The organism is Pseudomonas sp. SDO5522_S412 (genome assembly GCF_054071215.1).
Genome location: NZ_JBSVWQ010000038.1, coordinates 1 through 12039 on the forward strand (window position 1 = coordinate 1; position 12039 = coordinate 12039).

General features: G+C 60.2%; 14 protein-coding genes and 1 tRNA gene. 3 read left to right on the forward strand and 12 right to left on the reverse strand.

The genetic code is table 11. The annotated features are described in order from the left end of the window. Positions 1-91 precede the first annotated feature (91 nt). Both ACW9I6_RS11275 and ACW9I6_RS11280 read right to left on the reverse strand, forming a co-directional pair. The gene (locus ACW9I6_RS11275; RefSeq protein ID WP_301050681.1) at positions 92-1321 is read right to left on the reverse strand and encodes a Zn-dependent hydrolase; all 1230 of its coding nucleotides are present in this window, start codon (positions 1319-1321) and stop codon (positions 92-94) included. A 22-nt stretch (positions 1322-1343) separates the two neighbouring features. Beyond that, on the reverse strand, positions 1344-2654 hold the full coding sequence (locus ACW9I6_RS11280; RefSeq protein ID WP_177050419.1) for an MFS transporter: 1311 nt from the start codon (positions 2652-2654) through the stop codon (positions 1344-1346). Between the two features lie 159 nt (positions 2655-2813). On the opposite strand from ACW9I6_RS11280, the gene ACW9I6_RS11285 reads away from it, so the two are divergent. From ACW9I6_RS11285 to ACW9I6_RS11295, 3 genes are all read left to right on the forward strand, one after another. After that, positions 2814-3755 carry a LysR family transcriptional regulator gene (locus ACW9I6_RS11285; RefSeq protein WP_003211934.1) on the forward strand — a complete coding sequence of 314 codons (942 nt, stop codon included), beginning with the start codon at positions 2814-2816 and terminating at the stop codon, positions 3753-3755. A gap of 112 nt (positions 3756-3867) precedes the next feature. After that, positions 3868-4689: an SDR family NAD(P)-dependent oxidoreductase gene (locus ACW9I6_RS11290; protein WP_457339299.1), complete on the forward strand. Its 822-nt coding sequence runs from the start codon at positions 3868-3870 to the stop codon at positions 4687-4689. Between the two features lie 26 nt (positions 4690-4715). After that, positions 4716-5744, forward strand: a complete 1029-nt coding sequence (locus ACW9I6_RS11295) for an AraC family transcriptional regulator ligand-binding domain-containing protein (protein ID WP_457339300.1) — start codon at positions 4716-4718, stop codon at positions 5742-5744. A 2-nt stretch (positions 5745-5746) separates the two neighbouring features. On the opposite strand, the gene ACW9I6_RS11300 is transcribed toward ACW9I6_RS11295, so the two are convergent. The 10 genes from ACW9I6_RS11300 to bamC form a co-directional block, all read right to left on the reverse strand. Then, complete coding sequence (locus tag ACW9I6_RS11300) at positions 5747-6514, reverse strand: anti-sigma factor family protein (RefSeq protein WP_003211941.1); 768 nt, start codon at positions 6512-6514, stop codon at positions 5747-5749. Next, positions 6511-7008: an RNA polymerase sigma factor gene (locus ACW9I6_RS11305; RefSeq protein ID WP_003211943.1), complete on the reverse strand. Its 498-nt coding sequence runs from the start codon at positions 7006-7008 to the stop codon at positions 6511-6513. The genes ACW9I6_RS11300 and ACW9I6_RS11305 overlap by 4 nt, the downstream gene beginning before the upstream one ends. Positions 7009-7067: 59 nt before the next feature. Then, positions 7068-7619, reverse strand: coding sequence for a tetratricopeptide repeat protein (locus ACW9I6_RS11310; protein WP_003211945.1), 552 nt, complete (start codon positions 7617-7619; stop codon positions 7068-7070). Between the two features lie 43 nt (positions 7620-7662). Next, positions 7663-8220 carry a cytochrome b gene (locus tag ACW9I6_RS11315; RefSeq protein ID WP_087692600.1) on the reverse strand — a complete coding sequence of 186 codons (558 nt, stop codon included), beginning with the start codon at positions 8218-8220 and terminating at the stop codon, positions 7663-7665. 75 nt (positions 8221-8295) lie between these two features. Beyond that, positions 8296-8730, reverse strand: a complete 435-nt coding sequence (gene hepT / locus ACW9I6_RS11320) for a type VII toxin-antitoxin system HepT family RNase toxin (RefSeq protein WP_008437859.1) — start codon at positions 8728-8730, stop codon at positions 8296-8298. Further along, the gene (gene mntA / locus ACW9I6_RS11325) at positions 8720-9115 is read right to left on the reverse strand and encodes a type VII toxin-antitoxin system MntA family adenylyltransferase antitoxin (RefSeq protein WP_087692601.1); all 396 of its coding nucleotides are present in this window, start codon (positions 9113-9115) and stop codon (positions 8720-8722) included. The genes hepT and mntA overlap by 11 nt, the downstream gene beginning before the upstream one ends. A 121-nt stretch (positions 9116-9236) precedes the next feature. After that, positions 9237-9326: transfer RNA gene (locus ACW9I6_RS11330), tRNA-Ser, on the reverse strand. Between the two features lie 83 nt (positions 9327-9409). Next, on the reverse strand, positions 9410-10123 hold the full coding sequence (gene purC, locus ACW9I6_RS11335) for a phosphoribosylaminoimidazolesuccinocarboxamide synthase (protein WP_003211975.1): 714 nt from the start codon (positions 10121-10123) through the stop codon (positions 9410-9412). A gap of 28 nt (positions 10124-10151) precedes the next feature. Beyond that, positions 10152-10910 carry an MBL fold metallo-hydrolase gene (locus tag ACW9I6_RS11340; protein ID WP_003211977.1) on the reverse strand — a complete coding sequence of 253 codons (759 nt, stop codon included), beginning with the start codon at positions 10908-10910 and terminating at the stop codon, positions 10152-10154. A gap of 4 nt (positions 10911-10914) precedes the next feature. Next, the gene (bamC, locus tag ACW9I6_RS11345) at positions 10915-12030 is read right to left on the reverse strand and encodes an outer membrane protein assembly factor BamC (protein WP_102604223.1); all 1116 of its coding nucleotides are present in this window, start codon (positions 12028-12030) and stop codon (positions 10915-10917) included. Positions 12031-12039: the final 9 nt, after the last annotated feature.

The window sequence follows — 12039 nt, forward strand, 5'->3', positions numbered from 1 at the left end:
CTCAGATACAAATTTGTTGCCTGAACCACCGCTATCGCAGGCAAGCCAGCTCCTACATTTTGATCGTGTTCAACCTTGCAGAAATGTTTCGTTAATTAGCCTGGCCGGCACGTTTCAACACGGCATTGAGCAATACATCGGTACCCTGGCGAACGTCCTCGGGCAGCACATCTTCGGCTTCGTTATGACTCAAGCCGCCCACACACGGGATAAAGACCATCGCCGTGGGGCAGAACCGCGCCAGGTGGATGGCGTCATGGCCAGCACCGCTGACAATCGATTGCTGGGCATAGCCCAACGCATCCACGGCGGACTGCACACAGGCGACACACTCGGCATCAAACGGTGTCGCCGGGCTGATCCAGTGCGGGCTGACGGTGACGCTCAGACCACGTTGGGCAGCGATATCCTGCAAGCGGGTGCGCACCTGTTGCTCCATGGCTTCTATGTCGGCGTCGCGGTGATGGCGCAGGTCGACGGTAAAATTCAGCAGGCCGGGAATGGTGTTGCGCGACGACTTGGCGATGCTCAATTCACCCACGGTCGTGAGGCCCTCAGGCGCAAAATCAGCCGCCAGGTTTTCCAGCGACTGGATCATCTGCGCGGCGCCGTACAAGGCGTCCTTGCGCAGCAGCATCGGCGTAGTCCCGGCATGGGCGGCCATGCCTTCCACGCGCACGTCGAGCCAGCGAATCGCCTGCCCACCGGTGACCACGCCAATGCTCTTGGCGTTGTCTTCCAGAATAGGACCTTGCTCGATGTGCGCTTCAAAATACGCATCCACCGCGCCACCCAAGGGGCGCTCGCCGTTGTAGCCGGTGCTGCGCAACGCATCCGCCACGCTGACACCGGCGACATCCCGGGTGGCCAGCGCGTTATCCAACGCCAAGGTGCCGGTGAACACGGCCGAGCCGAGCATGGCCGGGGTAAACCGGGCGCCCTCCTCGTTGGTCCACACCGCGATTTCCAGCGGTTTGCGGGTCTTGATGCCGTGGTCGTCGAGGCTGCGGATCACTTCCAGTCCGGCCAGCACACCATAGACGCCATCAAAACGCCCGCCTTCCGGCTGGGTGTCGAGGTGGCTGCCCATCATCACCGGCGCAGCTTCAGGGTCGGTGCCAGCCCGGCGGGCGAACAGGTTGCCGATGGCATCGACGCTCAGGGTCAGCCCGGCCTCTTCACACCAGCGGCTGAACAGTGCGCGGCCCGCCTGGTCTTCGGCGCTCAACGCCAGGCGGCAACTGCCACCGCGGGCCGTGGCGCCGATTTCGGCCATGGCCATCAGGCTGGCCCACAGGCGCTCGCCATTAATCTTCAACATACACATTCTCCAATCAAACGCTTCAAGCCATTTCAAGACGGTGGGCGGTGGCGTGACGCCGGGACAACGCAAGTACGCACAGCAGCGAAACCGCCGCGATCGCGCTGTAGAACACAGCCATCGGCCACCACTGGCCCTGGTATTCATGGGCCAGCCAGGTGCCGATCAACGGCGTGAGGCCACCGGCCAGTGCGCCGCACACTTGGTAGGCCAGGGAGATGGCGGTGTAGCGCACGCGGGTTTCGAACAAGCCGCTGACGAAGCCTGCAATCACCGCATAAAACGAGGCCATGCACACCACGGCCAGGGCGATGCCGAGGATGATCAATGGCGCCTGGCCGCTGCTGACAAGCACGAACATCGGATAAGGCGAGGCCATCGCAAGCACGCTCATCGCACACAGAAAGCGTGTGGCACCGACCTTCTCCGCCACCCAGGCCGCCAGCGGCTGGACACAGAACTGGATGATGGCCACGACAAACAGGCATTCCAGAATCAACGAGCGCGGCAGGTTAAGTTGCTGGGTGGTGTAGGCAATCATGAAGGTATTGGTGAAATACACCCCGGCAATCCCCAGGGTGTTGGCGCCGATGCACAGCAGCAGCGGGCGCCAGGCCGTTTTCAGCACTTCGATCACCGGGGCCTGATCCTGGGTGATGGCCCGGGCCTTTTCTGCCTTGGCTTTGTCTTCCAGGAACTCAGGCGATTCGTTGACGCCCAGGCGGATTGCCAGACCGACGATCAACAACAAGGCACTGGCCAGGAACGGCACGCGCCAGCCCCAACTGAGCAGGTCGGCCTCCGGCAAACGGGTTACCGCACTGAAGGCCAGCAACGACAGGATCAAACCCGCCGGGCTGCCCAACTGTGCAAAGGAGGCAAAGAAATTGCGACGGCCTTTGGGTGCATGTTCGCCGGCCATCAGCACCGCCCCGCCCCACTCGCCGCCAACGGCGATGCCCTGCACGATGCGCAGCAGCACCAGCAACACCGGCGCCGCGACGCCGATCTGCGCATAGGTCGGCAACAGGCCGATACATACGGTGACCACGCCCATCATCACCAAGGTGATCACCAGGGATTTCTTGCGACCGATACGGTCACCGATATGCCCAAACACAATGCCGCCCAATGGCCGGGCGAAAAAGCCCACGGCAAAGGTGCCGAACGCGGCCATGGTGCTGAACAGTTTGTCGTCGGAAGGGAAGAACAATTGACCGAACACCAGCGCGGCGGCGGTGGCGTAGATGTAAAAGTCGTACCACTCGATCATGGTGCCGATGAAAGCAGCGGCCGCGGCACGGCGCGGCTGCGGCGAAACGGAAGGCTTCATGGGGCTGGCTCCTTTGGTTATTTTTTTGGCAGGAGAAAGGTCTGGCGCACGCGCTCTGATGGCGCTGGTTGAGGGTGATTTTTCGTCTCGGCCCTATGATTAGTCAATTTTCTATTTATTATTCCGATTATAAATCCTGCTTATTATCGAGCTGTCGACATGCCTGAAAACCGCCGCGATGTTCATCCGCTGCTCAATGACCGCCTGGACTGGAACCTGTTGCGCACCTTCCGGGTGATCGGCCAGGAGTTGAGCATCAGTCGCGCCGCCGCCCGCCTGCACCTCACCCAGCCGGCCATCAGCCAGGCGCTCAAGCGCCTGGAAGAACAGCTCGACTGCCAGTTGATCGCCCGGCGCGGCCCGCGCTTCGTGCTGACCGAAGCCGGCGAGCAGATCTTCGCTATCGCAGGCGAGATGTATGGCCAGGTCTCGCAGATGAGCAACGCCCTGCAAAAGCCTGGCGACGAGGTGCTTGGCAAAGTGCGGTTGCTGATGATCAGCCGGATCAGTTCGGACACCTTTGATGACTTCCTGGCGGACTTCCATCGCCAGCATCCCCGGGTCGACCTGGACGTTGAGGTGATGCGCAGCTCTGACATCGTCGCCGCCCTGCTGGAGAAAACCGCGACGCTGGGCCTGAGCCTCAATCGCCGGCCGCAACCACGGCTGGAGCAGCACCTGTTCCTACGTCAGCGTTATGCATTTTTTTGCGGGCGGCATCACCCGTTGTTCGGACGCACCGGGCTGGCGGAGGGAGATTTGCAGTCGGAGAACTTCGTGAGTTTTACCAGCGACCAGATCGGCGGGATGCTCTCGCCGTTGACGATCTTTCGCGACCAGCAGGGCTTCAGCGGGCGCATCGTGGCGTCGTCCTCCAGCCTGGAGGAAGTTCGGCGGTTGGTGATTGCCGGGTTTGGCCTGGGCTGCCTGCCGATTCATGTGGTGGCCGAGGATGTGAAGCATGGGTTGCTCTGGCGCTTGCCGCCAGACGAAGGGATTACCGACGTGGATATCCACCTGCTGTGGAACCGTGAGCAGAAGATGAGCCGGGCGGAGACGGTGTTTATCGAAAGCCTGTCGGCACGGTTGGCCGCAGAATAAATGGCGTGATATGCAAGTCACTTGGCAGCCTCTTGCTAGTGTATGAGAGAGGCCCGTCGACCATCATTCGTTCACAAGTTACTCCCGCAGTCTCAAACGAAGAGGTGTTCGAATGTCCAGGATATGGTTTATCACCGGCAGTTCCCGCGGCCTCGGCCGCTCGATTACCGTAGCCGCCCTGCGCGCCGGTGATCGTGTGGTTGCCACCGCGCGCAATCCCAAGCAGTTGGATGACCTGGTGGCAGAATACGGCGAGGCGATTTATCCGGTCGCGCTGGACGTGACCAATAACCAGCAGGTGCTGGAAGCGGTGGATGCCGCGGTGAAACATTTTGGTCGCCTGGATGTGGTGGTCAATAACGCCGGCTACGGTGACCTGGCGTCGGTGGAAGATGTGACGCTGGAGGATTTTTCCGCGCAGATCAGCACCAACTTCTATGGTGTGGTGCACATGAGCAAGGCGGTGGTGCCGGTGCTGCGCGCCCAGGGCCGTGGGCATATCTTCCAGGTATCGTCGTTGGGTGGCCGCATCGGCATGGCCGGCCTGGCCGCTTATCAGAGTGCGAAATGGGCAGTCGGTGGATTTTCCACAGTACTGGCACAGGAAGTCACGCCACTGGGCATCCAGGTGACCGTGCTGGAGCCGGGCGGCATGCGCACGGACTGGTCGGGCAGTTCCATGACGATTCCGGCCATCAGTGAGCCCTACCAACAAACGGTCGGCGCCCTGGTTGAATTGCTCAACTCCCCCGGCATCCTGCCGACGGGTCCGGACCGGGTTGCCGAAATCGTGCTGGAGCTGGCACTGAACAAAGACGCCCCGCTACGCTTGCTGATCGGCAGCGATGCCGTGCAATACGCCGCCCGTGCAGCCGCAGATTTGGCCGAGTCGGATAAGAAGTGGCATGACCTCAGCGTGTCAGCCTCGGATTAATCTCACGCTTTTGAAAAAGGTGGCGCATGCCTGACGTGACCCAACCCCGTTTCAACATACCGGATGTGTTCTGGCTGGCGCTGCAGAGCGTCGGGCTGGAGCCGTCGGTGGTGTTCCGTCAGGCACGCTTGCCCATAACCCTGCATATCCGCGAGCGGCGAGACCGGCGGCAGGTGACGACGCTGGAGTTCTTTCGCTTGTGGGAGGCGGTGCGCATACTTAATCCTGATCCGGCTGTCGGGATATTACTGGTGACGCGGCTGGATATCACCGCGCTTCCACCCTCCAGCTTTGCCGCTTTTATCGCCCGGGATTATCGCGATGGCCTGCACCGCCTCGCCCGCTTCAAGCAATTGTGCACACCCGAGCGCCTGCTGGTTTGCGAGGATGGCCGTGCCTGTACGGTGACCATCGACTGGTTGCACACGCCAGAATTACCGCCTGCGCTGCTGGTGGATGCGGCGTTTGCGACGTTTGTTGAATTGGGGCGACGGGGAGCACGGACGCAGATCACTCCCCTGCAGGTCGAACTGGTTCGCCCGGACGATGGCAGCCGTGCACTGGCCGAGTTTTTCGGTTGCTCCGTGCGTTTTGGTGCCGGGCGCAACGCGCTGATACTGGACGCCGCCGATCTGGACCGACCTTTTCCGGGGTACAACCCGCAAATGCTCGAAATGCTGAACCCGGGCCTGGTGGCAGCGCTTGCGGAGGCCTCGACACCGGCCAGCATCAGCCATCAGGTCAAGATCACCCTCAAGCGCTTCCTGGCCAGTGGCCGCCCCGAGATGGTCGAGGTAGCGCGGGAGCTGGGCATGAGCGAACGCACGTTGCAACGGCGCATTACCGAGGCCGGCACCAGTTTTCGGCAACTGATGCTGGAAACCCGCCAGGAAGTGGTGCGGCATCTGCTCACCGAGCCGTCGATTGAGATAGACGAGATCGCGTGCCTGGTGGGCTATGAAGATACCAACTCGTTTTATCGTGCGTTTCGTTCCTGGGAGGGGACGACGCCGGCTCGGTGGCGGGCGTTGCAGACGCCCTCATCGTCTCATTGAAGCTATGCCGACAAAGCCTTCTCGGCACTGCGCGCCATGATCTGCAAATCCTCGAACGGGTTTCTGCCAATCAACATGAACGCATGGGACGGGCTGGACCAAAACACCACGTTCATGCCCCGGCGCTGTTCGGTGGCCATGGCCACCGCACCTTTTTTCGCCGCCGTAATGCACAGCGCCAGCGGGCCGTGGCGCGCGTCGAGGTAGGTCAGTTGGCCGATCAGTACGCCGTCATAATCGAGGATTTGTGCGCGGCGAAATTCGGCGCCAGGCAGGTGTACTGCATCCGGGTTCAACGGCAGGCCGAGCTGGGTCCCGACCGAACTCAGCTGGGCGATATGGGAGTCGGGATCGGCGCTGAGGTTTTCCAGGGTCTGGGGCGTATACAGCGCCATGTATTCGGCAACCGAGGCACGCCAGCCCGAACCGGGCTCAGGCCGGGGCCAGGTCATGAACAAGCGATCAGCGACCACACCGGCCACCGCAAAGCTTGCTGCTACCGCGAGAAATTTGCGTCGACTCAGGGTGGGTGTTTGTGCCGGCGGCAAGGCATCGAGCATCACCTGCAAACGCTCTGTAGGGGCTTGATCGAGAACCGAATCGAAGGCTGATTTGAACGGCAAGTGGCCGCGCTTGAGCAGCTCCAAGCGGGCCGTCACGGCAGGATCGATCCCCAGCAGGTTATCGATAACCTGACGCTGCCGAGGGTCTAACTCACCGTCCAGGTAAGCCACCAGCAGTTCATCCGACGGTGGTGTATTTTGAGTCATCGTCGTTCTCCGCTCGATTTATCCAACAAGCCGCTTGAGTGCGCAGTTTCAGCCAGCTTCATGCGCGCAGCGGCCAACCGGCTCATCACCGTTCCTACGGGAATATGCAGGACTTCGGCAATTTCCTTGTATGAGAGGCCTTCGACGTAGGCCAGAAAAACAGTCTCCCGCTGCGCTTCGGGTAATGCATTGACGCGCTTGATCACCTGTGCGGCCAGGACCTGGTCCTGAGCCAGGGCTTCACCGTCGAACGACAACGCCTGCTCGGCGTCGACAAACCCCTGCCCTTGCCGTACTCGCTGGGCGCGCAATTCGTTAAGCCAGATCGAATGCATGATCGTCAGCAACCAGCGGTCCAGCCGCGTGCCAGCCACGAACTGGCCTGCACGCTCCAACGCCCGCACGCAGGTGGCTTGCACCAGGTCATCAGCCACATGCTTTTGTCGCGACAGCACCAGTCCGTATCGCCATAAACGTGGCAACAGCTGGCTCAACTCTCGGCGCAACTCAGCGTCTGTGGTGATGGCAATCTCCCGGCTGTTCGCTCACAGCTTCAAGCCTGAGGCGCGGCGGCGATGGCTTCTGCCAGGTCTTCGTACTCTTCGCAGGTGGTGCTGCACAACGCCTTGATCTTCACCAGTTGCTCCTGGGCCAGGTCCACACGGCCCTTGATGACGTAGGCTTCCCCCAGGTACTCACGGACTTGTGCGTAGTTGGGGTCCAGTGCCACGGACTTCAGGTAGTAGCTGATGCCTTCATCGGTGCGCCCCAGTTTGCGGGTGGCGTAGCCGCGGTAGTTCAGGGCCTTGGCGGTGTTCGGGTTGTGCAGGGTGTCGAGCAGTGACAGGGCTTCTTCGTAACGCCCGTCCTTGGCCAGGCGGTAGGCGTAGTCGGTGCGGTCGGCGTCCGACGTGGCCTTGCTGGTTTGCAGCACGCACTTGCCAGTCTTGGTATCCCAGACCTGGCCTTTGGGGCAGTTGGGCTTGGGCGGCGCCGATTCGTCACCGGAGGCATGGGCCTGGCCGGCCAATAGCGCGGCGGCCATACAGGCGCCAAAGAACAAAGCGGTGCGGTAACCAACGGCGTGCTCGGGACGATTCTTCATGGCATTCATGCTCCGTAACGATAGGGAAAGTACAGCAGCAAACTCAGTAGGGAAGATCGCCACGAGGGGCCGGCAGCATGCGGCGCAACGTGCTGTCGCGCTGGATGTAGTGATGCCACAGCGCGGCGCAGGCATGCAGCCCGGCGAGTACGATGATCGCCCAGGCGACATTGTTGTGCAGGCCACCCAGGGTGCCTCGCAATTCGTGATCGATCACAAAAGGCGCTGGCACCGGGAACAGTCCGAAAAAGTTGAAGGGCTCGCCCTGGGCCCAGCGGAACAGGAAGCCCAGGGTCACCTGCGTCAGTAACAACAGGTATAGACAGCCGTGGGCGATTTTGGCGGCCACGTTAAGCGCAGGGTGATTGTCGGCCTTTGGGTGATTGCCGCCGAACACACGCCAGAGGATACGTGCAGCGATCAGCACCGCCATGGCGATGCCCAGGGAGATATGGACCGATTGCAGGCCCTTGCGCAGTGGCGTGCCTTTTTCCAGGTTTTCCCAGACGTGGGCGCTGGCGAACATGAAGATCACCAGGGCGGCGGTCAGCCAGTGGAAGGTGCGGGTCAGGCGGTCGTAGCGGTCGGCGGGATTGTTCATGGGCGTTTCCTGAGTGGTCTGTGTGGTGAACACCGCAGCAGGAAAACTTATTCAGAGGGATGGAAAATTTACAGATTAGACTTGTTTATTTTCCAACCCCGCATCCTTGGTCAAAATATGCGAACTAAATGCTAGAAACTCATCCAGGTGTTTTGTAATGATCGCTACAGTAATCGGCAATTGAAGCGTCTGGTACTCGTGAACAGCAATGTTACGAAACCCGACCATGTTCTTCAGGTTGGTCAGCAACGCAGGATTGACCCAACCGCCCTGACATAACAATTCAAACACGTCACGGGCTCCTTGTGGAACGCCCAGGCGCTCACGACGAATCAAGTGTTGGCCCATGTCCAGCGCTGCCTCACAGGCACGCTGAATATTAAAAATCGCCGCATCCTGGCGCGTGAAATCTGTGGCGAAGCTGGTGGGATCTTTATCGTATTCCTGACGGGCGCGAGCAACGCACCGCTCAATGCTGGCTGCTTTATTGATGAGAACATCATCGACCATAAACTTTCCCTTCCTTCTGGATATCCGCCAACAACTCAGCCCTTGCCGTGTCCAGCGCGGTTTTTTCGCTCAGGACGTAGCTCTCGAATAGACCCGCCTGGACGTTCCCGGACCAGAGCCGACGCCCAGTGGTCAATACTTGGTATTGCATTACCGTTGAGGCTGCGCGCAAATCAAGCAAGTCGACGGGAACTCCAACGATATCGGCCAACTCCCCAGAAAGCTGCCATAGCAATAAAGGCTCGACCACTCCCGCAGAAAGGACCGCAACATCCAGATCACTCTCACTACCTGCCTCACCCGTCACTTGGCTACCGAACACATACACAGCCAATAGCTCGGGAACTTCAGCCTGCAAATGCGCCAGTACTTTTTTAAAATTCATGACCGATGTCCGAAGCGCCAATTAACGAAGACCGTAGCAGAATTCATTATGCAGTTTCTGACTGAAAGCAAAAAACCCCCGACAACATTGAAGTTATCGGGGGTTTTTCATTTTTCAATAATGGCGGAGAGATAGGGATTCGAACCCTAGGTACCGGTGAAGGTACAACGGATTTCGAATCCGTCCCATTCGGCCACTCTGGCATCTCTCCAACGGCGCGCATCATAACAGCCTGTTTCCTGGAAGCAAAGCGCCAAAGCGATTTTTTTCCGTGCTATCAGATGCTTGCGTCGATTACAGCGGTACGCCTAGACGGTTGGCGACTTCTTCGTAGGCTTCGATGACATCACCGAGGCCCTGGCGGAAGCGGTCTTTGTCCATCTTCTTGCGAGTGTCTTTGTCCCAAAGGCGGCAGCCGTCCGGGCTGAATTCGTCGCCCAGGACGATGGAGCCGTCGTGGAACACACCGAATTCCAGTTTGAAGTCCACCAGCAGCAGGCCGGCGTCGTCGAACAGTTTGCTCAGGACGTCGTTGACCTTCAGCGACAGTTCTTTCATGCGCGCCAGTTGTTCAGCCGTGCCCCAACCAAATGCCACCACGTGGGATTCGTTGATGAACGGGTCACCCTTGGCGTCGTCTTTCAGGAACAGTTCGAAGGTGTAGGGGTTGAGCTTGAGGCCCTCCTCCACGCCCAAACGCTTCACCAGGCTGCCGGCCGCATAGTTACGCACGACGCACTCGACCGGGATCATGTCGAGTTTTTTCACCAGGCATTCGTTGTCGCCCAGCAGTTTGTCGAATTGGGTCGGAATGCCGGCCGCTTCGAGTTTCTGCATGATGAAGGCGTTGAACTTGTTGTTCACCATGCCTTTGCGGTCGAGCTGTTCGATGCGCTTGCCGTCGAACGCCGAGGTGTCGTTACGAAACAGCAGGATCAAGCGGTTGGCGTCGTCGGTCTTGTAAACCGATTTGGCTTTGCCGCGGTAGAGTTCTTCACGTTTTTCCATGATGGGCTCCGCTTGCTAAGTAGGTGGGCTAGGCGATGTGTCGCCAGTCGAGCCCTGAATCTTGATCGGCCAGTTGCAGCCAGTCCGGGTCGCACCCAAGGGTGTCGACAAAACATTGCCGGGCCAGCTGCGGCAGGTTGTTCTTGCTGCTCAGGTGGGCCAGGACCAGGTGTTGCAGGTCTTGCCAGCCCAACTCATACACCAGGTACGCCGCCTGGTGGTTGTTCAAATGTCCAAACTGCCCGCCGACCCGCTGCTTGAGAAAGGCCGGGTAGTGGCCACGCGCAAGCAGGTCACGGCAGTGGTTGGACTCGATCATCAATGCGTCGAGGTCCCGGTAACCGTCCAGCACCTTGGCGCAGTACGAACCCAGGTCAGTGAGCAGGCCAAAACGCCGTTCACCGTCACTGAATACGTATTGCGTCGGTTCCTGGGCATCGTGGGCCACTTCAATCACATCGATGCTCAAGGCACCGATCTGCAATTGTTCGCCACCGGCCAGCAAACCTGCGGGTTCAATCGGTTTGCGCATCCCGCGCAAGGTGCCGCGACTCAGGTACACCGGAAGATTGTAGCGCCGAGACAGCAAACCCACGCCATGCACGTGGTCGGCATGTTCGTGGGTCACCAGAATCGCGCTCAGCTGCGCGGGGTGAACCCCCAGGCGCAGCAGGCGCCGCTCGGTTTCCCGCAGGGAGAAACCACAATCAACCAGGACGTACGTGTCGTCATGGGCTACAAGCGTGCCGTTCCCTTGGCTACCGCTGCCGAGAACGGCAAAACGCATCGGATCAGCCCAGGTTGTCCTGAATCACGCCCAACACTTTGCGCGCCACTTCTGCCGGCGCCACGGTGTTGATGTTTTTCTCGACGGTGACTTGCACGCTTTCGCCTACCTTGCTCAAACGAACCTGGTAACGCTCGGCGCGGGTCTCGATCTCTTCCTTGGTCGGCTTGCTGCCGAACAACTTGCTGAAGAAACCTGGCTCGTCGTCTTTCTTCTCGGCTTTTTCGGCCAGGTTGATGTAGTACAGGCCCAGGCTGCGGTTGATGTCTTCAACGCGCCATTCGCCGTGCTCCAGCGCGCGGCCGACACTCGACCAGGCGCGGTCCAGGTCTTCACCCAGGTTGAGCACCACGTTGCCGCTGCCGTCTTCGCTGAGGCTGACGCGGCTAGGTGTGTCAAAGCTACCGGCGGCGAGCAGGGAGACGGAGCCGCCCTTCTCGGAAATACGGCTCATGCTGGCGAGCATTTCGTCGACCAGGGCAGCGTCCACGCCGGTGTTGACCGAACGTGGGGTGAAGTCGACGTTGGCGGTGCTGCCGGCAGGACGCTCGGCGCTGACTACGTAGACTTCACTGGTGTTGCGTTGCACGCCTGGCTCGATACGCACGCGGATGCGGGCTTCGCTGTCATTGGCTACGCCACCGGCCTGCAGGCGCTTGGCCATGGATGCCGACAGTTCGCTGGTGTGCTGCCACGCGGTGGTGAATTCACCGGTCTGCGGGCGTTGTTCGTCAATGCGGAAACCGTTGTCCTGGAAGAACTGGACCGCCACCGGCCAGACTTCGGCAGGTGGGCGCTGGGCCATGACCCAACGGGTGTCGCCGCTCTTCTGCAGGCTGTAGTCGCTGGCGTCGGCCACGGCCGACAACGGCTGTGGACGCGGCACTTCGTATTCACCCTTGACGGTGTCGTCGGCCACGTTGCGCGGAATCGGCAGCAACGGGTCAAGGCGCTTGGCGACATTGACGTCCGACGGCAATTTCATCGGGGCGGTTTGTTGGGCTTCCAGGTAATCGCTACCGCGGTCGCGGAAGTAGCCTTCCGGGCCCCAGATCCAACCGCAGCCACTGGTGCTGGAGATAATCAAGGCAAGTGCGGAAAGTCCGGCCAATCGCTTCATGCGTAGTGC